Source organism: Citrobacter pasteurii (assembly GCF_019047765.1).
Taxonomy (GTDB): Bacteria; Pseudomonadota; Gammaproteobacteria; order Enterobacterales; family Enterobacteriaceae; genus Citrobacter; species Citrobacter pasteurii.
Genome location: NZ_CP077262.1, coordinates 305,731 through 324,780, shown reverse-complemented (window position 1 = coordinate 324,780; position 19,050 = coordinate 305,731). Strand labels below are relative to the sequence as shown.

General features: G+C 52.6%; 21 protein-coding genes and 1 other annotated feature. Of the genes, 8 read left to right on the top strand and 13 right to left on the bottom strand.

Annotation, left to right across the window (positions count from 1 at the left end):
- Nucleotides 1–86 precede the first annotated feature (86 nt).
- From ilvN to ivbL, 3 genes are all read right to left on the bottom strand, one after another.
- On the bottom strand, nucleotides 87–377 hold the full coding sequence (ilvN, locus tag I6L54_RS01600) for an acetolactate synthase small subunit (protein ID WP_003023914.1): 291 nt from the start codon (nucleotides 375–377) through the stop codon (nucleotides 87–89).
- 3 nt (nucleotides 378–380) lie between these two features.
- Complete coding sequence (ilvB, locus tag I6L54_RS01595; RefSeq protein ID WP_040231518.1) at nucleotides 381–2,069, bottom strand: acetolactate synthase large subunit; 1,689 nt, start codon at nucleotides 2,067–2,069, stop codon at nucleotides 381–383.
- Between the two features lie 107 nt (nucleotides 2,070–2,176).
- A complete protein-coding gene (gene ivbL / locus I6L54_RS01590; protein ID WP_072041451.1) occupies nucleotides 2,177–2,275 on the bottom strand; it encodes an ilvB operon leader peptide IvbL in 99 nt (32 codons plus the stop codon).
- Between the two features lie 522 nt (nucleotides 2,276–2,797).
- Here ivbL and tisB point away from each other — a divergent pair.
- The 3 genes from tisB to emrD all read left to right on the top strand — a co-directional run bounded on the left by tisB (nucleotide 2,798) and on the right by emrD (nucleotide 5,222).
- Nucleotides 2,798–2,887, top strand: a complete 90-nt coding sequence (tisB, locus tag I6L54_RS01585) for a type I toxin-antitoxin system toxin TisB (protein WP_003023909.1) — start codon at nucleotides 2,798–2,800, stop codon at nucleotides 2,885–2,887.
- Between the two features lie 123 nt (nucleotides 2,888–3,010).
- Nucleotides 3,011–3,844, top strand: coding sequence for an EamA family transporter (locus I6L54_RS01580; protein ID WP_040231517.1), 834 nt, complete (start codon nucleotides 3,011–3,013; stop codon nucleotides 3,842–3,844).
- A gap of 193 nt (nucleotides 3,845–4,037) precedes the next feature.
- Entirely contained in the window at nucleotides 4,038–5,222 is a 1,185-nt protein-coding gene (gene emrD, locus I6L54_RS01575) for a multidrug efflux MFS transporter EmrD (protein ID WP_040231516.1), read from the top strand.
- On the opposite strand, the gene I6L54_RS01570 is transcribed toward emrD, so the two are convergent.
- Together I6L54_RS01570 and dsdC are read right to left on the bottom strand one after the other, a co-directional pair.
- Complete coding sequence (locus I6L54_RS01570; RefSeq protein ID WP_040231514.1) at nucleotides 5,149–6,231, bottom strand: cellulase family glycosylhydrolase; 1,083 nt, start codon at nucleotides 6,229–6,231, stop codon at nucleotides 5,149–5,151. The genes emrD and I6L54_RS01570 overlap by 74 nt on opposite strands.
- 78 nt (nucleotides 6,232–6,309) lie before the next feature.
- The gene (gene dsdC / locus I6L54_RS01565; RefSeq protein WP_040231513.1) at nucleotides 6,310–7,236 is read right to left on the bottom strand and encodes a DNA-binding transcriptional regulator DsdC; all 927 of its coding nucleotides are present in this window, start codon (nucleotides 7,234–7,236) and stop codon (nucleotides 6,310–6,312) included.
- Nucleotides 7,237–7,464: 228 nt separating this feature from the next.
- On the opposite strand from dsdC, the gene dsdX reads away from it, so the two are divergent.
- Both dsdX and dsdA read left to right on the top strand, forming a co-directional pair.
- Complete coding sequence (gene dsdX / locus I6L54_RS01560; protein WP_040231512.1) at nucleotides 7,465–8,802, top strand: D-serine transporter DsdX; 1,338 nt, start codon at nucleotides 7,465–7,467, stop codon at nucleotides 8,800–8,802.
- 17 nt (nucleotides 8,803–8,819) lie between these two features.
- The gene (dsdA, locus tag I6L54_RS01555; protein WP_040231510.1) at nucleotides 8,820–10,142 is read left to right on the top strand and encodes a D-serine ammonia-lyase; all 1,323 of its coding nucleotides are present in this window, start codon (nucleotides 8,820–8,822) and stop codon (nucleotides 10,140–10,142) included.
- 12 nt (nucleotides 10,143–10,154) lie between these two features.
- Here the strand turns inward: dsdA and I6L54_RS01550 are convergent, their stop codons facing one another.
- The 6 genes from I6L54_RS01550 to ibpA form a co-directional block, all read right to left on the bottom strand.
- The gene (locus I6L54_RS01550; RefSeq protein ID WP_040231509.1) at nucleotides 10,155–10,685 is read right to left on the bottom strand and encodes a radical SAM protein; all 531 of its coding nucleotides are present in this window, start codon (nucleotides 10,683–10,685) and stop codon (nucleotides 10,155–10,157) included.
- On the bottom strand, nucleotides 10,682–11,044 hold the full coding sequence (locus I6L54_RS01545) for a DUF202 domain-containing protein (protein ID WP_040231507.1): 363 nt from the start codon (nucleotides 11,042–11,044) through the stop codon (nucleotides 10,682–10,684). Before I6L54_RS01545 ends, I6L54_RS01550 begins: the two co-directional genes overlap by 4 nt.
- On the bottom strand, nucleotides 11,034–11,381 hold the full coding sequence (locus I6L54_RS01540) for a YidH family protein (protein ID WP_005121491.1): 348 nt from the start codon (nucleotides 11,379–11,381) through the stop codon (nucleotides 11,034–11,036). The genes I6L54_RS01545 and I6L54_RS01540 overlap by 11 nt, the downstream gene beginning before the upstream one ends.
- Before the next feature lie 235 nt (nucleotides 11,382–11,616).
- Nucleotides 11,617–13,278 carry a putative transporter gene (locus tag I6L54_RS01535; RefSeq protein WP_040231506.1) on the bottom strand — a complete coding sequence of 554 codons (1,662 nt, stop codon included), beginning with the start codon at nucleotides 13,276–13,278 and terminating at the stop codon, nucleotides 11,617–11,619.
- Nucleotides 13,279–13,402: 124 nt separating this feature from the next.
- Complete coding sequence (gene ibpB, locus I6L54_RS01530) at nucleotides 13,403–13,831, bottom strand: small heat shock chaperone IbpB (RefSeq protein WP_005121488.1); 429 nt, start codon at nucleotides 13,829–13,831, stop codon at nucleotides 13,403–13,405.
- Between the two features lie 94 nt (nucleotides 13,832–13,925).
- Entirely contained in the window at nucleotides 13,926–14,339 is a 414-nt protein-coding gene (ibpA, locus tag I6L54_RS01525) for a small heat shock chaperone IbpA (protein ID WP_040231504.1), read from the bottom strand.
- Nucleotides 14,333–14,405 (bottom strand) — a sequence feature (ROSE (Repression Of Heat Shock gene Expression) occurs in the 5'-region of heat shock genes and acts as an RNA thermometer to modulate expression.). Its footprint overlaps the gene before it by 7 nt.
- A gap of 239 nt (nucleotides 14,406–14,644) precedes the next feature.
- Here ibpA and I6L54_RS01520 point away from each other — a divergent pair.
- Nucleotides 14,645–14,977, top strand: coding sequence for a YceK/YidQ family lipoprotein (locus I6L54_RS01520; protein WP_005121486.1), 333 nt, complete (start codon nucleotides 14,645–14,647; stop codon nucleotides 14,975–14,977).
- A 1-nt stretch (nucleotide 14,978) separates the two neighbouring features.
- Here the strand turns inward: I6L54_RS01520 and I6L54_RS01515 are convergent, their stop codons facing one another.
- The gene (locus I6L54_RS01515; protein ID WP_005121485.1) at nucleotides 14,979–16,205 is read right to left on the bottom strand and encodes a YidR family protein; all 1,227 of its coding nucleotides are present in this window, start codon (nucleotides 16,203–16,205) and stop codon (nucleotides 14,979–14,981) included.
- A 99-nt stretch (nucleotides 16,206–16,304) separates the two neighbouring features.
- Here I6L54_RS01515 and cbrA point away from each other — a divergent pair, with 99 nt between their 5' ends.
- Nucleotides 16,305–17,429 (top strand): colicin M resistance lipid reductase CbrA, encoded by a 1,125-nt coding sequence (cbrA, locus tag I6L54_RS01510; RefSeq protein ID WP_040231502.1) that lies wholly within the window; start codon nucleotides 16,305–16,307, stop codon nucleotides 17,427–17,429.
- Nucleotides 17,430–17,451: 22 nt separating this feature from the next.
- A complete protein-coding gene (locus I6L54_RS01505) occupies nucleotides 17,452–18,102 on the top strand; it encodes a YidX family protein (protein WP_137378489.1) in 651 nt (216 codons plus the stop codon).
- Nucleotides 18,103–18,145: 43 nt separating this feature from the next.
- On the opposite strand, the gene yidA is transcribed toward I6L54_RS01505, so the two are convergent.
- Nucleotides 18,146–18,958 carry a sugar-phosphatase gene (gene yidA / locus I6L54_RS01500; RefSeq protein WP_005121481.1) on the bottom strand — a complete coding sequence of 271 codons (813 nt, stop codon included), beginning with the start codon at nucleotides 18,956–18,958 and terminating at the stop codon, nucleotides 18,146–18,148.
- Nucleotides 18,959–19,050: the final 92 nt, after the last annotated feature.

Below are 19,050 nucleotides of genomic sequence, written 5' to 3'. Positions count from 1 at the left end.
ATAAGCCATGAATGCCGCCATCCGGCAAAGGCGATTACCTTAACGATATACACCTCATCCTTCAAGCGGCCTCTACCTTGAGCGGATTACTCGAAAAAGACGGTAATTTTGTTAAACATCGATGGATCAGACTGGTTGCGCGCCACTTTCACCACATCTTCCAGTTTGTCGATCTGGCTTATCATCTGCTCCAGACGCTGATCGTCATTCACCAATAGCCAGATACGGCTCTTATCACTGTCCTGAATCGGTAGACAGAGGATACCTTCCACGTTGAACGCACGGCGGGCAAACAGTCCACAAACGTGGGTCATTACACCCGGGTGATTGCGTACGGTGAGTTCCAGGATTACGTTGTCATGAGTCTGCTGTTGCATGGCTTATTCCCCCACCATTTCAGTGTTTGCCGCACCCGGCGGTACCATCGGGTACACTTTTTCTTCTGCATCAATACGTACGTGGATCAGCGCAGGTCCTGGACGATTGATTATCTCCTGCAGCGCCGCCTGTGGATCCGCTTCATGATTTAAATCGCAGGTTTCGAGACCAAAACCGGCGGCAATCTGCATAAAGTTAATCATCCCCGGATAGGTCGCAGCAAACACGCCTTGCTTATAGAACAGGCTCTGCTGCTGATACACCAGACCCAGTGCTTCGTTATTCATCAGGATGATTTTAATATCCAGCTGATTTTCGCTGGCAGTCGCCATCTCCTGAATATTCATCATCAGGCTGCCGTCGCCGGAGAAGCACAGCACTTTCTTGTCCGGGTTCGCCAGCGCCGCACCAATCGCTGCGGGCAGACCGAAGCCCATGGTCCCCAGACCACCAGAAGTCAGCCACTGACGTGGGCGATTCAGCGGGTAGGCCTGCGCCGCCCACATCTGATGCTGACCCACGTCGGTGGTGATGATGGCGCTGTCGTCCACGCAAGCCGCAACGGCGTTAATCAGCCCATAATGGCTGAGCGGATCGCTTTCCTGTGGAATCGTACAAGGGAATTCGCGTTGTAAATCGGCCACCATCTGATGCCACGCGTCCCGAGGTTGTGCTTCAATCTGCGGGATCAATTGCGCCAGAACCTCATTCACATCCGCCTGAATGGCCACGTGCGGCTGTTTGATTTTACCCAGCTCGGCACGATCGATATCCACGTGGATTATTTTTGCATTCGGGCAGAACTGTTCGGTTTTACCTATCGCCCGATCATCAAAACGCGCACCAAGAACAACTAATAAATCAGCCTCTTGCAGTATAAAGTTAGTGCTGCGTGCACCGTGCATACCCAGCATGCCTAACGACAGCGGATGCGCTTTTGGCAACATGCCCAGCGCCATCAACGTCATGGTGGTAGGCAGTTTCGCTTTTTCCGCCAGCTCACGTACGCGCTCAGGTGCGTTAATCACGCCGCCGCCGAGGTACAGCACCGGACGTTGTGCCGCATTAATCATGGCGGCAGCATCGCGAACGCTGTCCGCGCTAAAGGTTGGCGCAGGGGCTTTTTCTGCAGGCTCCGGCATCTCTTCAATTTCAAATATGGCTGTTTGAATGTCCTTAGGTATGTCTATCCACACCGGGCCTGGGCGTCCTGACTGCGCAATGCGGAAGGCATCGCTCATGACCTGCGGTAATTCATTGATATGGCGAACCAGATAATTGTGTTTGGTGATGGGGATAGAGATGCCGTAGGTGTCAACTTCCTGGAAGGCGTCGGTGCCGATCATCGAGGCCGGAACCTGCCCGGTGATACACACCAACGGAATAGAATCCAGGCGCGCATCGGCGATAGCAGTAACCAGGTTAGTTGCCCCTGGCCCGCTACAGGCCATACACACCGCGGGTTTACCCTCGGTTCGTGCCATCCCCTGGGCGATGAACCCCGCCCCCTGCTCATGGCGCGCCAGGATATGACGGATTTGCGTGCTTTGGCTTAAGGCGTCGTAGACGGGGAGAATTGAGCCGCCAGGAATACCGGTGACCACTTTAATTCCCTGACGTTCCAGGAAATGAACGATGAATTCTGCGCCCGTAAAGCGCGTACGCTTGGATGTGATGCCCGAACTTGCCATGCTCCAGTCCTTTTATTCTGGGCCTTTGCTCCGGGCAGGTCTCTTATACGAAAAACCCCGCCCGGTTTGCGCCGGCGGGGTTTTGGAATCGTGTGTTGTTCCGGACCCTACGGCGCATTGCCGACGACCACCACCACACGCACGACGACCGCTGCGCGAGATGGCGCAGTTTTTAGTAGGGCCGCAGTCAGCATGGAAGGGTTCATTAGGGACCTTGTCTGTTTGTTGGTTAACAGGATTTATACAAACACAGGTTTTTCAGCGTGACAATGGAAAATTTTTCATCTGCGCAAAAATGCGTCAAAGATCACGTTTAGCTGTACGCAATGTAAAAACAAAAAACCCCGCCGGAGCGAGGTTTTTTCAGCGTTGTGCGGTTGGTAGCCGCCGAACATACTGTGTTATGTCAACGAAAAAAGTATACGCGTTCTACGAAGAACACGCAATTTCGGCACGAATTTTGATGTTTTTGAGTATGGAACATGAATAGCGTAACGTCCATAAAATACTGTTAATTTATACAGTATTTATCTATAATGTCTCGGTACGCAATATGTTATGCGGGGGCCGCATCGTAAACCGGCGCATCAAAGTCCTGGCTGAAACGGGTGGTGCCGTCAGCGCCTTAACCCCCGTGTGAGCACACTGTGTTATGTCAACAAAGGTGCTGGCAACAGGCAGCGGCGAGGTACGTCAGCACCGTGCTCCTTGTACCAAAAGGAGAGCGTATGAGCCTCGTGGATATCGCTATTCTTATCCTCAAACTCATTGTTGCAGCACTGCAACTCCTTGATGCCGTTCTGAAATACGTTAAGTAATTCAGATTCAAGTCGCACCTAAGGGGGGCGGGAAACACTCCGCTCCCCTTTCACCTTCTCCCTGGTGCTTGTGCCATGCCAATGTGTTACGTTTTTATGACATCCTCAGGGAAGAATTCCGCCATGACGCTTTCTGTTTTCTGCATTTTGCTGTTCGCCGCACTACTGCATGCCAGCTGGAATGCCATCGTAAAAGCGGGAAGCGACAAGCTGTACTCGGCGATCAGCGTCAGCGGAACCGCTGCGATTATGGCGCTGATTTGTTTACCCTTTGCGCCGCAACCCTCTGCCGCCAGCCTGCCGTTTTTAGCTGTCTCAACCGCATTACAGGTGGTCTATACCGTCCTGGTCGCTAAAACCTATCAGGTTTCGGATATGAGCCAAACCTATCCCATCATGCGCGGCACAGCGCCGCTGCTGGTCGCAATTATCAGCGTCTTGTTTCTCGACGATCGTCTGTCAATGCTGGCCTGGGTGGGGATTGCCACCATCTGCCTGGCGATCCTCGGCATGGCATTTAACGGACGCAACAGTTCGCAACGCGGGATCGTTCTGGCACTCATTAATGCCTGCTTTATCGCCGGCTATACGCTGGTTGATGGCACCGGTGTTCGGCTTTCAGAAACTGCACTGGGCTACACGCTGTGGACCTTCTTTCTGAACGGCTCCTGCTTGTTGAGCTGGGCGATGATTGCCCGACGCCGCGAAGCCTCCCGCTATCTGGCGCACCAATGGAAGAAAGGTATTCTTGGCGGGATTGGCACCATGGGCTCTTACGGCCTGGCGCTATGGGCCATGACCCAGGCTCCGTTGGCGGTGGTCGCTGCGCTGCGTGAAACGTCGATTCTGTTTGGCGCTCTGCTCGCGTGGCTGCTGCTGAAAGAAAAGGTTGCCGGAATACGTCTTGTCGCAGCCGCAGGTATTGCAGCCGGCGCAGTTTTACTCCGCTTATCATGATCTCGTTGTAAACCTGATGCAATCCGGCAACATTTGTTGCCGCTATTTGTTTACATTTCCTGCCGTTCATCGTTGAAACATTCCAGTCCACTATCTGGCCTTCTTTTTCTGTTGTGGTAGATTCCACGCGCATTTATGGGAAAGTGCAGCACCTTATTCTTATTTTTTATTCATTTGAAAAGTAATCAGCGAAATGAAAAGGCATAGAAGCGTCAATTTGTTGTTGATGTTGGTATTACTGGTGGCGGTGGGTCAGATGGCGCAAACCATTTATATCCCCGCGATTGCTGATATGGCGCGTGAACTGAACGTTCGCGAAGGCGCAGTGCAAAGCGTGATGGCCGCCTACCTGTTGACCTACGGCTTGTCGCAACTGGTTTACGGTCCCCTTTCAGACCGCGTAGGGCGCCGCCCGGTGATCCTCGCCGGGATGTCTATTTTTATGCTGGCTACGCTGGTCGCCATTACCACCCATAGCCTGACGGTACTGATTATCGCCAGTGCCATCCAGGGGATGGGAACGGGCGTCGGCGGTGTGATGGCGCGAACTTTACCGCGCGATCTGTACGAAGGCACGCAACTGCGCCACGCCAATAGTCTGTTAAACATGGGGATCCTGGTTAGCCCGCTGCTGGCACCATTGATTGGCGGTGTACTGGATACAGTGTGGAACTGGCGCGCCTGTTATATTTTTCTGCTGATTCTGTGTGCGGGCGTGACGTTTAGCATGGCACGCTGGATGCCGGAAACACGGCCTGCGGGTGCACCGCGTCCACGGCTTATTGCCAGCTACAAAACCCTGTTTGGTAATAGCGCTTTCACCTGTTACGTGCTGATGTTGATCGGCGGTCTGGCGGGCGTTGCGGTCTTTGAAGCCTGCTCCGGAGTATTATTGGGCGCACGGCTCGGTCTAAGCAGCATGGCGGTCAGCATCCTGTTTATTCTACCTATTCCGGCGGCGTTTTTCGGCGCCTGGTTCGCCGGTCGCCCTAACAAGCGGTTTTCAACGCTAATGTGGCAGTCGGTGAGCTGCTGTCTGGTAGCGGGTTTAATGATGTGGATCCCGGGGCTGTTCGACGTGATGAACGTCTGGACACTGCTGGTTCCTGCCGCACTGTTTTTCTTCGGTGCCGGAATGTTGTTCCCACTGGCAACCAGCGGCGCAATGGAACCTTTCCCGTTCCTGGCAGGTACTGCCGGCGCGCTGGTTGGTGGATTACAAAACATTGGCTCTGGCGTGCTGGCGTGGCTCTCCGCGATGCTACCGCAGACCGGGCAAGCCAGCCTCGGGCTGCTGATGACCCTTATGGGGCTGCTGATTTTTGTGTGTTGGCTGCCGCTGGCGTCACGCGTGTCGCATCAGGGACAGGCGGTTTAAGCGCATGATGGCCCGGCTTATCGCCGGGCTTGTCACATTCAGGCGCAATCATCGTATTAATCAACGGCTCCAGTGCCGGACGCCAGGCGCCTTCCTCACCATCATAAAACTGCGTATCAGCATTGATTGCATAGGGGATTTTCGCCTTGCGCAGTTCACATGCCACAAACCGTGCAAATGCAGTTTGCGCGGCAGAAGGCGTGTTTTTGATGGTTTCTCCCGCTGACCACCCCCCCACCCAACTGACATGACCCGTTTTCTGTTGCCAGTGAATGGCCGTATTAATACGGGCGCGAATGGCGGCTTTTTCTGCCGCAGTTCCCGACGTCCAGGGATACTTACCGTTATTTTTTAGCGGCCCCCACGGGAAGATATGCCATTCAGCCAGAACGGTATTCTGACTTTGCGGCGGTAATCTCAGATTAAGCAAATCTTCCGGTGCCGCGCGCAGTCGCGGAGCAATGAAAATCATCCGCTGCGGCGAAATGGCGTGGATGGTGCGAATCGTTTTGTCGTACACCCGATTGAGCGAAGTCTGATTGTGATTAAGCTTATCGGCAGGCTCATAAATCAGGTCAAAACCCAGCAACGGCGAGCTTTGCCCAAAGTAATGCGCCACTGCGACCCACCAGTTAACCACCTCTTTTTCGTTGCCACTATTGGGGTCTTTTTTATATTCATCAGCTTGATAAGTAATAATCGGGATCACGCCGTATTGCTCGCAAGCCTCTACCAGCTTGCGCAAATGGATGAGTCTGGCTTCTGTTGGCTCGCCAGCCACACGAATACGCACATGAGAGATCCCCTTCGCCTTGAAATCCCGTACCACCAGTGGATCGAACTCGCGGATACCGCGATCGGTGCGAGCCCAGTCTACGTCCATTCCAACCCCAAGCTGCTGCGCATACAGCGCCGCCGTCAACACAGGGGGCGCTGCATACACGGTAGCACTGGCTAACAGTAAGAGGGAAACAATCGGCTTTAACACGGTCGTCCTTACGCAAATCATCAGGAGTGATATCACGTATTTAGCATGCTTTTTCACTTTCCGTGTAGAGAGAAAGCGTAAAAAATATTCGCGGCCCGCTTATTTAACCTGCTCCTGCAGCCAGCCAATAAATGCCTCGATTTTTGGCCACTGCCTGCCGGGTAACGTGGTGATGTAATAGTGTTGATGGCATTTCAGCGCCATATCACCGAAAGGCGCGACCAGTTCTCCGCTGTCTAGGCGCTTTTGTACCAGTCTCTTTCGGCCCATCGCTACGCCGATATGGTTCATCGCCGCAATGACCGCTAAATCAGAACGATCAAAACCGATACCCGATGATGTCGGCAGATTCGCCGCAAAATGCTGCGCCCAACTGTGCCATTCATCGGTTCCTGAGTCGTTACTCCATGCCTGCCTGTCGTGCAACAACGTGCAGTGCGACAGATTCACTAACGACCCCGTAAGATCATAACGACGGGCATAGTCCGGGCTGCATACCGGCAGAATCTCTTCATCCATCAGAAAATGGTGCGTAAGTTGCGCAGAGGGCGCATCGTCAAAATAGATAGCCAGATCAACCCCGGCACGTTGCAAATTGACGTTGTCATTCCCGGTCAGCATGGTCAGCGAAATCGACGGATAGCGACGGGTAAAGTCACCAAGCGCCGGAACCAGCCAGCACTGTGCGATGGAGGGGCGTGAGTACACAGTGAGCGTCCCGGACAGCTCCTGGTTTTTGATATCGAGGATTTCCTGATTCAGCGTATCCAGCGACGATTTCAACGCCCAGAACACCCGTTTACCTTCGTGGGTAAGCTCCACTTTGCGGTGCGAGCGCACAAACAGCTGAATGCCCAGCTCCTCTTCCAGCTGGTTAATGCGGTGGCTGACGGCGCTGGGACTTAACGACAGTTCGTCTGCTGCCAGCGCAAATGACTGATGCCTGGCCGCCACTTCAAAGGTATACAGCTTCGACAGCTGCCAGCCATTGAGTAGCCGATTTCTGACTTCGCGCAGGGGGTCCATATTCACCTCCTTCATCCTGATTCTTTCGCCGAAGTGTAAAAAAATCCGCTGTAAAAATCAGCGTAAAGATGAATCAGAGTGAACCATATCGCATTATCAGTCCGTTATTAGATGTAAGTCACTCTTTTGATTCAATCTGGCTCATGTGAGTGGGGATTTATATCGTTTGTCAGACCGTGCCTTATTTTTGTCCAATAACCCTATATTAATCACAGGGCAAGGTGAGCTATGCACTCTCAAATCTGGGTTGTGAGCACGCTGCTGATAAGCATCGTGTTAATCGTTTTGACCATCGTGAAGTTCAAATTCCACCCGTTTCTGGCGCTGCTGTTAGCCAGTTTCTTCGTGGGTACGATGATGGGGATGGGGCCGCTGGATATGGTCAATGCCATTGAGAGCGGCATAGGCGGTACGCTGGGCTTTCTCGCCGCCGTTATCGGTCTTGGTACCATTCTCGGTAAAATGATGGAAGTGTCCGGCGCGGCCGAACGCATCGGCCTGACGCTACAGCGCTGCCGCTGGCTTTCGGCCGACGTCATTATGGTGCTGGTCGGGCTGATTTGCGGCATCACGCTATTTGTCGAAGTCGGCGTGGTGCTGTTGATCCCACTGGCTTTTTCTATTGCTAAAAAAACCAATACCTCACTGCTGAAACTGGCGATCCCGCTGTGTACGGCGCTGATGGCTGTACATTGCGTGGTGCCGCCACATCCGGCCGCCCTGTTCGTGGCGAACAAGCTGGGTGCGGATATTGGCAGCGTGATTGTTTATGGTTTACTGGTGGGTTTAATGGCTTCGCTTGTCGGCGGGCCGCTGTACCTGAAATTCCTCGGCAACCGTCTGCCGTTTAAACCGGTACCAACTGAGTTTTCCGACCTGAAAGTGCGCGACGAAAGTACGCTGCCGTCGCTGGGCGCCACGCTGTTTACCGTACTGCTGCCGATTGGCCTGATGCTGGTCAAAACCGTCGCTGAGCTGAACATGGAGAAAGGCGGTACGCTGTATACGCTGCTGGAGTTTATCGGTAACCCGATCACCGCGATGTTTATTGCCGTTTTCGTGGCCTATTACATTCTCGGTCTGCGTCAGCACATTGGTATGGGGGCGTTGCTGACCCACACCGAAAACGGTTTTGGCTCCATAGCCAACATTCTGTTGATTATCGGCGCAGGCGGCGCATTCAACGCTATCCTGAAAAGCAGTGGGCTGGCGGATACTCTGGCGCTGATCCTCTCGAATATGCACATGCACCCGATTCTGCTGGCCTGGCTGGTCGCACTGATCCTGCATGCGGCGGTAGGCTCAGCCACCGTTGCGATGATGGGCGCAACGGCAATCGTTGCCCCGATGCTACCGCTGTACCCCAACGTTAGCCCGGAGATCATCGCCATTGCCATCGGTTCCGGCGCTATTGGCTGCACGATCGTCACCGATTCCCTGTTCTGGCTGGTGAAGCAGTATTGCGGTGCCACCCTGAATGAAACGTTCAAATACTATACGACTGCGACATTTATCGCGTCCGTTATTGCACTGGCTTGCACATTCCTGCTTTCCTTTATTATATAAGCGCGAAGAGACTGACTATGGAAAACATTCAAACACTTATCGCCCAGCATCCTTTAGTGGAAGATCTGGTGGCTCTGAAAGAGACAACCTGGTTTAACCCTGGCACCACCTCTCTTGCGGAAGGTTTACCCTATGTTGGCCTGACCGAGCACGATGTGCAGGATGCCCACGCGCGTCTGACGCGCTTCGCACCGTATCTGGCGCAGGCCTTCCCGGAAACTGCCGTCACTGGGGGCATTATCGAATCTGAGCTGGCCGCCATCCCTGCCATGCAAAAACGGCTGGAAAAAGAGTTCGGGCAGCACATTAACGGCGAATTGCTGCTGAAGAAAGATAGTCATTTGCCTATTTCAGGCTCGATTAAAGCGCGTGGCGGCATTTATGAAGTACTGACCCACGCGGAAAAACTGGCGCTGGAAGCCGGTCTGCTGACAACAGAAGACGATTACAGCATTCTGCTTTCGCCTGAATTTAAACAGTTTTTCAGCCAGTACAGCATTGCGGTCGGCTCCACCGGCAACCTTGGGATGTCTATCGGCATCATGAGCGCCCGCATCGGCTTTAACGTTACGGTCCATATGTCTGCCGATGCCCGCGCGTGGAAAAAAGCCAAACTGCGCAGCCACGGCGTGACGGTAGTGGAGTACGAAGAAGATTACGGCGTGGCGGTTGAACAAGGTCGTAAGGCGGCACAGTCCGATCCAAACTGCTTCTTTATTGATGATGAAAATTCCCGCACGCTGTTCTTAGGCTATGCGGTCGCCGGCCAGCGTCTGAAAGCGCAGTTTACGCAGCAGGGGCGCGTGGTGGATGCCGATCATCCGCTGTTTGTTTACCTGCCTTGCGGCGTCGGCGGTGGCCCTGGCGGCGTGGCGTTTGGCCTGAAGCTGGCGTTTGGCGATAACGTTCATTGCTTCTTCGCTGAGCCGACTCATTCACCGTGCATGCTGCTGGGGATTTATACCGGGCTGCACGATACCATTTCCGTGCAGGACATCGGTATCGACAACCAGACGGCAGCGGACGGACTGGCAGTCGGTCGCGCCTCGGGCTTTGTTGGCCGGGCGATGGAACGCCTGCTCGACGGACTGTATACGCTGGACGATCAAACGATGTACGACATGCTGGGCTGGTTGGCACAGGAGGAAGGTATTCGCCTTGAGCCATCGGCGCTGGCGGGCATGGCTGGTCCTCAGCACGTTTGCGCCTCCACGGATTACCAGCAGATGCAAGGATTGAGCGCGGATCAGCTCAATAACGCCACGCACCTGGTGTGGGCGACCGGCGGCGGCATGGTGCCGGAGACCGAGATGGCGCAATACCTGGCAAAAGGACGCTAACCCCCGCTGATCTCAGCGCAGCATCGCCATCAGCTCCATCGGTGAGCGATGCTGCTTAATGAGATCGCGCATAACTCGCATATGGGGTGATGAGTGTTCAAAGAAGGCCTGATATCCCGCACACAGCACGTTTTCCCCGTGAATATCCCCATGCACCGGGCAATCACCACGGTAAAATTGCGATAGTGAACATGACCGACAACGCACGCTCTGCTGTGAGGTCGATTGCCGTTCAATTTGAACCGCCAGACCACACCATCGACGCAGCGTTTTATCAAAAAGCTGAATAGATACCCGATTAATATCTTCACGAACCCAGATATCAAATATCGTATTTAAAAACTGCCCCCACCCTTCTGGTGTGACAGATTCAGCCGTCAGGTTGCCTGCTTCATCGCGCTTAATCAGGGGGATAAACTGTACGAGACGAACATCGCCTTGTCGTAAATCACGGTACAGTTCAATAGGTTGTAAACTCTTCTGGTGATCAATCACCACCTTTAAAATACCCTCACTAACATCCATGTCCTCACATACTGTCATGCAAAATTCCCGATATATACGATAAGTTGGCGAACGTGTGTTACAGCAAACAGTATTGCAAGGGATAACACCGCGAGGGAGATCATAAATTTGTCACGCACCGCGCGAGATTCAGAAAAATCGCGATGCGTAACATCCATCAGGTTACGGCTACGGGTGTAGCGCCAGAGAATAATCGCCACAATTGCCAGTACCGCTATCGAAACCCAGAATAACGCGCCCGCCTGATGCCAGTTATGCTTAATCGCCAGCGCCATCAGTGCGCCATAGCCTAGCAACGTGCGAAACCAGGCCAGCGATGTCCGTTCCGGTTGTAAACCAGGATCGGACTCGCGACGGGCCTTACGACTACCCGGCATACAACACCAACGCCATAACAATCACCGCCACAAGCGTCAGCATGACGCTGATAATCAGCAGGCTATTGGTGTACGGCATGTCCTCTTTCAGACGCATCGCCTTTTCATTGCGCAACCAGCGCAGATAACCGTAGATCGCCAGACCGCCCGCAAACAGACACAGCAACAAGGCAAGTGCCTCACGAATGACCGGCGTAGCAAAGTCCGGGGCCAGTTGATCAAGACCAACGCCCGCCGCCAGAAAACCCAGCGCAGTGCGGATCCACGCCAGAAACGTACGCTCATTTGCCAGCGAGAAGCGGTAATCCGGCGCTTCCCCAAGGCGGGAAATCTTCATGACGGCTCCTTCAATATTGTAGTCTGGTCGTTATACCGGAACAGTGAAGGAGTATGAACCTGATTCGCAAACGAAAGGGAGCGTAATGTGATGAGACAATGGAAAAGAGAGGTGTGCTTTGTAATACCGGATGGCGACTGACGTCTTATCCGGCCTACAGTGAACGATGCTGATGTAGGCCTGATAAGCGCAGCGCATCAGGCATTCCTGGATATGCTGACTGGGTAGGTCAGTTTTAACCTAATCCCCAGAAAATCACCGCCAGCAGTTGTGGGGTAATAATGCGCAGAAACATGACCAGCGGATAAACGGTGGCGTAGGAGAGCGCAGCCGCCCCGCTGGTGGCATGCAGGTTGTTAGCAAACGCCAGCGCAGGAGGATCGGTCATCGACCCAGCCAGCATGCCGCACAGCGTCAGATAGTTCATCCTGGCAAAGATACGTGCCAGCAAACCGACAGTAATCAGCGGAATGGCGGTAATGAAAATACCGTAGCCCACCCAGCTCAGACCGTCGCCCTGCGTTAGCGTATTCACAAAATCGCCGCCGGATTTCAGACCAACCACCGCGAGAAAGAGCACAATACCCAGCTCACGCAACGCCAGGTTCGCGCTGGGAGGCATAAACCAGTACAGCTTACCGATGCTGCCAATACGCCCCAAAATCAGCGCCATAATCAGTGGTCCACCGGCCAACCCCAGTTTTAATGCCACCGGGAAACCGGGGATAAACAGCGGGATTGACCCCAGCAGAACACCTAGTCCGATACCGATAAATACCGGCAGCATCTGCACCTGCTGCAGTTTTTGCTGCGCGTTACCCACAACATTGGCAACGGCATCAATCGACGAAGGACGCCCTACCAGATTGAGGATGTCCCCGAATTGCAGGCTGGCGTCGCTGCTGGCGACCAGCTCAACGCCCGCGCGGTTCAGACGGGAAATCACCACGTCGTAACGTTCTTTAAAGTGCAGGTCACGGATCCGCTTGCCAAGCACCTGTTCGTTGGTCACAACGACACGTTCAACGCGCAAATCCGTGCCCCGCGTTGACAGTGAAGTGTCTACTTCCTGCCCAATAACCACCTTCGCATTATGCAGATCGCCAGGCTGTCCGACCAGGTGGAGCAGATCGCCCATCTGGATAATCGTCCCCGGCGACGGCACCATTAACGTTTCATCTCGCTTCAGGCGTGAACAGATGATTTTGTCGCTGTTCAGAATGGGGACATCCTGAATCGCCATATTATTGAGGTTCGGGTTTTCAACACGAATGTTCATCGTCTGAATCAGCGTATGACCGTTGGTCAGCGTTGATTCATGCTGCTGAGCTTCGGACTCAACGTTCACGCGGAAAATGAGGCGCATCAGCCACATCGTGAGCAAAATACCGCAAATACCGAAAGGATAAGCCATGGCATAGCTCATCCCCATCTGATCGACCACATCACCCGGCGTACCCAGATCGCGCAGAATTTGCTGTCCGGCACCCAGTGCGGGCGTATTGGTGACCGCGCCGGAGAAGATCCCCAGCACCACGGGCAGCGGAATAGCGAAGATCTTATGCAGAAGCGCGGTGACCAGCCCCCCGATAATCACGATCAGCACTGCAAACAGGTTCAGACGCAGTCCCGAAACACGCAGTGAGGCAAAGAAACCCGGCCCTACCTGGATGCCGATGGTATAGACGAAGAGTATCAGGCCAAATTCCTGAATAAAATGCAGCATATCGCCGCTCAGGGTCATCCCTGCCTGATCGACAAAGTGTCCGACGATGATACCGCCGAACAGCACGCCTCCGATGCCAAAACCAACGCCCCGTACTTTAATGTTGCCGATCCATAACCCGACAACCGCCACCAATGCCAGAACGCTGACCGTCAATGCTATATCACTCATTCTTCTGTTCCCTGTGAATAACATCATTAAGTAAATGGATTCTCGCAGAGTACAAGCGCAATGTATGGGGGGTAAAGCACAAAAAAGCCCCGTCATTTCTGGCGGGGCAAAGGCCTGGAGCTATTTAGCTATTTAATGCGGGACGTTCGCTGATGGCGATACGTTGTGGAGCAATGGTTTCAGGCTCATTACGGGTTAAATCAATATGCAGCAAGCCATTGGTGAAGCTTGCGCCGGAGACTTCCATATTTTCAGCCAGCGTAAAGCTCAGACTGAATGATTGAGTGACCAGCCCCTGATGCAACCATTTGGTCTCTTTTTCCGGCTGCTGCGGCGTACCTTTTACGGTCAGACGCGTGCCTTCCAGTTGAATATCCAAATCTTCCTGACGGAAACCGGCTAACGCAAGGGTAATGCGGTAGTGGTTATCATCGCTCTTTTCGATGTTATAGGGTGGGAAGCTTTGGCTTTCACCGGCGTTTTGTAATGCATTGGCCAGTTTGTCAAAACCGATCCATTGACGCAGCAGTGGGGATAAATCGTAGTTACGCATAATATTCTCCTTCTAAGAAGCGAGTAAGTACCTTTCGGCTCCCTGACGGCAAGCCTGTGCTTAGCAGGGCCGCGCAAGCGGCCCGACAGATAAATTAGTTGATTTCGATGCGGCGCGGTTTGTTCGCTTCAGGAATCACGCGCTCAAGCTCGATATACAGCAGACCGTTTACCAGGTTTGCGCCGCGAACGTGGATGTTCTCCGCTAACTGGAACTTGCGTTCGAAGTTGCGTTCGGCAATGCCCTGGTACAGGTAAGTACGTTCTTTTTGTTCGTCCGCATGCGCGCCTTTCACCACCAGCAAATTATCCTGGGCGGTAATTTCCAGCTCGCTTTCAGCAAAGCCCGCAACGGCAATCGCAATGCGGTAGTGGTTTTCGTCTACCAGCTCAACGTTGTACGGAGGGTAGCCACCATTGCTTTGGCCCTGGTTGTTTTCCAACAGGTTAAACAGACGATCAAATCCAATAGCAGAACGGTATAGCGGGGATAAATCAAAGTTACGCATAATCAATAGCTCCTGAAATCAGCGAGAATGTTGGACCTTCCATCTTGGACAGGTCAGGTAGCCAGGACACCCATCAGGCATGCCCTTCATTTGTCTACACCCTAAAAATGGGTCTTAATACAAACTTTTCAAGCGTACTCCTCTGACTTTTTTTGCAGTTTGTTGTCTATTGCATACACTGGGGGGAGCAGTCGTTATCGTTAAATCGCGATTGCCGCCACAGTGCGACAAGATGGTGATGTTATTTTCGCAACGGATCGCTTTAACTCACCCTGCAAACACGATGATTAGCAGATGAAATAATGATGATAAAAAAAATGGTGTTAACACTGATGATGTGCAGCGGGATGGTTTTTATCAGCGGCTGCTCCAGCGTGATGTCACATACCGGAGGGAAAGAAGGTACCTATCCAGGCACCCGTGCCAGCGCCACAATGATTGGCGATAGCGATACGAACTGGGGAACAAAGTCGTTGGCTATTCTGGATATGCCTTTTACTGCGGTTCTGGATACGGTACTGCTCCCGTGGGATCTCTTTCGCAAAGATAACTCGGTTCGATCTCGCGTAGAAAAGAGCGAGGAGAGAACGCAAGCCACCAACGCCGTTATCCCCCCGGCTCAAATGCCTGCGCCTTAAGTTAACGTCCGGTTTCTGTCACCCATAGCTGGCGGAAACCGTCGACGTCTTCCATCCATGCAACCTGTCGGCCATCAGGAGAGAAGACAATCGCATCTGCTGAAGGTGGGTTGCCATGGCTGGTCGTTAAAAACTCAATCTCTCCCGTCTGCGCATCGCAGCAGGCAATTCGGTTTTCCAGCACAAATCCCAACCATCGACCCGACGGATGCCAGTTGAATGCCGACTGAATATCCGTGGCGCTCCGGGTTAGTTGACGCAGCTTCCCCCCTAGCACGGTAATGAGCCATAACTGCACGATACCGTTGTCATCACGCATCAGAAACGCAATTTCGTCTGCCTGTGGATTGCTGCGTACCCAGTGGCGTGGTTGATTCACCAGCCCCGGGAAGGCGCGATCGTGAGTAAACGTCAGGCGGCGCTGAACGATGCCGGCTGGTGGCGCAGGCATTGTTGATTCCGTTCCCTCCAGAGGTGCCTCGCCAGGCTGTTTCCAGCCGCTTTCATGGCGTGGCAAATCAACGATAAACAGTTCCGGTACTTTTTCGCCACTGACAGACAACGTATCGCCGATAAAGGCCAGCGTATGATTTCCTACCCAACCCTCTTCATAAGCACGGTTAATCTCATCGCTGCCCGGTTTGGGTTTCGGCGTTGTCTGACTGACCAGCACACACCAGTGGCTACCGCTGTACTCACGCGGGTGATCAGCTGACACAGTCACTGGGCCATAGGGAACAGCCACACCAACGTTACGTAAATCCAGTGCCGGAGAACGCTCATGCAGCACATGGTCGTTGTAGGTGAAGCTAACAAACTCACCGTTCGGACTAAAGACATGCACATGACTACCGCCACGCAGCGCGCCTGGGGTATACGGAGCGGTAATATCCATCGCATCCAGATTCGCCACTGCGGTCTGGTCCGCAATCACACCACGGCGATGATGGAAGTCGTAATGCCATGATTCATCTGGATTTTCAGGGCCGTGAATAAACACATATTTTTCAGACTTTGGATGAACGGTCACCACGCCGACGTGTGCCTCCTGCGTCGCGCGATAAATCACCGCCACCTCGCCGGTGTGAATATTGACGCGCTCAATCGTCTCACCGGTAAACGATGCACCGGAAGGACGCACATCAAAAACCAGCCACTGGCTGTCCGGAGTCCAGGTATTGATATTGGTCAGTTGGTGATTACGCGGCGTAAAGGTGATTTGCTTCATGAAATGCCCTGATACAAGACGATTTCAGCAATCATACTTCACAAGCACTTCACTTTCAGGCTTTAGCGTATCGCCATCTTCATTTTTGCGGACAGAAAGATGGAACATTTTGACGTGGCGATTATCGGATTAGGTCCGGCAGGCTCAGCGCTGGCGCGGCAGTTGAGCGGAAAAATGCGCGTGATTGCGTTGGATAAAAAACGCCAGTGCGGCAACGAAGGTTTCACTAAACCCTGCGGCGGTCTGCTGGCCCCGGACGCCCAGCGTTCGTTTATCCGCGATGGTATAACCTTACCCGTTGATGTCATCGCCAACCCGCAGATTTTTAGTGTTAAAACGGTTGATGTTGCCGCTTCTTTGACGCGTAACTACCAGCGCAGCTACATTAATATCAACCGCCATGCGTTTGATTTATGGCTTAAATCGCTCATTCCCGACGATGTACAGGTGTATCACGACAGCTTGTGTCGAAAAATCTGGCGCGAGGACGATAAATGGCATGTTATTTTCCGCGCCGACGGTTGGGAGCAGCAGATCACCGCGCGTTATCTGGTCGGGGCCGACGGTGCGAATTCACTGGTGCGCCGTCATCTCTACCCCCAGCATCAAATTCGTAAATATGTCGCTATTCAACAATGGTTTGCAGAAAAGCATCCTGTGCCGTTCTATTCCTGTATTTTTGATAACGACGCAACTGACTGTTATTCATGGAGTATCAGCAAAGATGGCTATTTTATCTTTGGTGGTGCCTATCCCATGAAGGACGGACAGGCACGCTTTGACGCGCTGAAGGAGAAGCTGAAAGCGTTCCATTTCCAGTTCGGTAAACCGGTGAAAAGTGAAAAATGTACGGTGCTGTTCCCCTCACGCTGGAAAGACTTTGTCTGCGGAGAGGACAACGCATTTTTGATTGGTGAAGCGGCCGGTTTTATTAGCGCCAGCTCGCTGGAAGGGATTAGCTATGCGCTGGACAGCGCGGAGATCCTCAAATCAGTACTGCTACGGGATGCGCCAGATATGAATCTCGCTTACCGCAAAGCTACCCGTAAAATACGTCTCAAACTGTATGGCAAAATCCTTAAAAGCCGGGCGCTCACATCAGCATTTTCGCGTAAATGGATAATGCGCAGCGGCGTGGCACATATTCCCTTGGCAAAATCTGAAAGTCGCCCACCTACAAAAGCAAAGCGTGATAAATCGCGTAGTATGACCATGACATTATAGAGCGTTATTTTAAGGGATTAAATTGAAGATAAAATATTGCTGGTTGGTAAAATTGTTGGTCGTATCATCACTTAGCATTATGTTATCAGGGTGCCTGAGCGTTATGTGGCTCAAAGCAGGCGAGCCACAAGCAACAAAGGAAAAGTGGAAAACTGACACCGTTATTGGTTTATCATCAGGTAAAGATGATGATGGTAATGAAGGCTATGTCTTTGTCGGCAAAACGTTTGATTATCTGCTAACCAGTGGTGCCGAAAGCGTGGTGAAGCTGCTGCAAGATCCGCAAATCGACCGTCATAATTTACAGGTAGTTGATATCGCCGAATTCATAATCAGTGACAACAAAAAGGGATTTGAAGGCGTATTAACGCTTAAATACACCGGGGAAACGCAGGACGTTAAGCAAGTGCTTACGGGCTACGGTTTTAACTGCACAGAGCAAAATTGCACTAAAAATCTATCCAAACTGCAAGGGACAATTCATAAGAAAAGCACCAAACAGGATTATTCACAGATGCTCACGTTTTATCATCCATTTACCGTTGGTTTTTACGAATATAAAAACTCTCAGATTCCCAAGGTTCTCACAAACGCACTGCTGCCCATCACTATCACTCTGGATGTTGTAACCTCTCCATTACAAATATTGTTTTTTAGTAATTATCACCCTTAATAATTTAATGGGCAAATGCGGCGAAGCATTTGCCCATAACATCTTATTGCAGCGCAAACTTCTCAATGGCGTACGCGACGCCATCTTCAAGGTTGGATTTGGTCACGAAGTTGGCGATTTCTTTGACTGATGGAATAGCGTTGTCCATGGCAACGCCCACGCCCGCGTATTCAATCATCGCGATGTCGTTTTCCTGATCGCCAATCGCCATCACCTCTTCGGCTTTAATTCCTAACGCATCGGCCAGCGATTTTACGCCAGTGCCTTTATTGACGCGTTTATCGAGAATTTCGAGGAAGTACGGCGCACTTTTCAGCACGGTGTACTTCTCTTTGACTTCTGCTGGGATGCGCGAGATGGCTTTATCGAGGATCTCCGGCTCGTCAATCATCATCACTTTCAGGAACTGGGTTTCTGGATCCATTTTCTCGGCTTCACAGAACACCAGCGGAATGGTCGCGACAAACGATTCATGCACCGTGTAGTAGCTGATATCACGATTGGCGGTGTACAGCGTATTGCGATCGAGGGCGTGGAAATGCGATCCAACTTCCCGGGAGAGCTGCTCCAGATAGCGATAATCGTCATAGCTTAACGCGGTTTGCGCCACGGTACTGCCATCCCCGGCTTTCTGCACCAGCGCCCCGTTATAGGTAATACAGTAGTCACCGGGCTGTTCCATGTGCAGTTCTTTCAAATAGCTGTGGACGCCGGCATAGGGGCGCCCCGTGGTCAGCACCACATTTACGCCACGCGCGCGTGCCGCGGCAATCGCCGTTTTGACCGCAGGTGAAATGGTGTGATCGGGCAGCAGAAGTGTGCCATCCATGTCGATAGCAATAAGTTTGATAGCCATGAGTTCCCCGGAATAAATGAGTCCATCCTCATGCTAACGCGATTCCGCTCAAAAAACAGCTACGAAAAGGGGGATGGGAAGGGGAATCGGGA

Coding starts and splice junctions, on each gene's coding strand:
- ilvN (WP_003023914.1), bottom strand. CDS start 377: ATGCAACAGCAGACTCATGACAACGTAATCCTGGAACTCACCGTACGC.
- ilvB (WP_040231518.1), bottom strand. CDS start 2,069: ATGGCAAGTTCGGGCATCACATCCAAGCGTACGCGCTTTACGGGCGCA.
- ivbL (WP_072041451.1), bottom strand. CDS start 2,275: ATGAACCCTTCCATGCTGACTGCGGCCCTACTAAAAACTGCGCCATCT.
- tisB (WP_003023909.1), top strand. CDS start 2,798: ATGAGCCTCGTGGATATCGCTATTCTTATCCTCAAACTCATTGTTGCA.
- I6L54_RS01580 (WP_040231517.1), top strand. CDS start 3,011: ATGACGCTTTCTGTTTTCTGCATTTTGCTGTTCGCCGCACTACTGCAT.
- emrD (WP_040231516.1), top strand. CDS start 4,038: ATGAAAAGGCATAGAAGCGTCAATTTGTTGTTGATGTTGGTATTACTG.
- I6L54_RS01570 (WP_040231514.1), bottom strand. CDS start 6,231: ATGATTTGCGTAAGGACGACCGTGTTAAAGCCGATTGTTTCCCTCTTA.
- dsdC (WP_040231513.1), bottom strand. CDS start 7,236: ATGGACCCCCTGCGCGAAGTCAGAAATCGGCTACTCAATGGCTGGCAG.
- dsdX (WP_040231512.1), top strand. CDS start 7,465: ATGCACTCTCAAATCTGGGTTGTGAGCACGCTGCTGATAAGCATCGTG.
- dsdA (WP_040231510.1), top strand. CDS start 8,820: ATGGAAAACATTCAAACACTTATCGCCCAGCATCCTTTAGTGGAAGAT.
- I6L54_RS01550 (WP_040231509.1), bottom strand. CDS start 10,685: ATGACAGTATGTGAGGACATGGATGTTAGTGAGGGTATTTTAAAGGTG.
- I6L54_RS01545 (WP_040231507.1), bottom strand. CDS start 11,044: ATGCCGGGTAGTCGTAAGGCCCGTCGCGAGTCCGATCCTGGTTTACAA.
- I6L54_RS01540 (WP_005121491.1), bottom strand. CDS start 11,381: ATGAAGATTTCCCGCCTTGGGGAAGCGCCGGATTACCGCTTCTCGCTG.
- I6L54_RS01535 (WP_040231506.1), bottom strand. CDS start 13,278: ATGAGTGATATAGCATTGACGGTCAGCGTTCTGGCATTGGTGGCGGTT.
- ibpB (WP_005121488.1), bottom strand. CDS start 13,831: ATGCGTAACTACGATTTATCCCCACTGCTGCGTCAATGGATCGGTTTT.
- ibpA (WP_040231504.1), bottom strand. CDS start 14,339: ATGCGTAACTTTGATTTATCCCCGCTATACCGTTCTGCTATTGGATTT.
- I6L54_RS01520 (WP_005121486.1), top strand. CDS start 14,645: ATGATAAAAAAAATGGTGTTAACACTGATGATGTGCAGCGGGATGGTT.
- I6L54_RS01515 (WP_005121485.1), bottom strand. CDS start 16,205: ATGAAGCAAATCACCTTTACGCCGCGTAATCACCAACTGACCAATATC.
- cbrA (WP_040231502.1), top strand. CDS start 16,305: ATGGAACATTTTGACGTGGCGATTATCGGATTAGGTCCGGCAGGCTCA.
- yidA (WP_005121481.1), bottom strand. CDS start 18,958: ATGGCTATCAAACTTATTGCTATCGACATGGATGGCACACTTCTGCTG.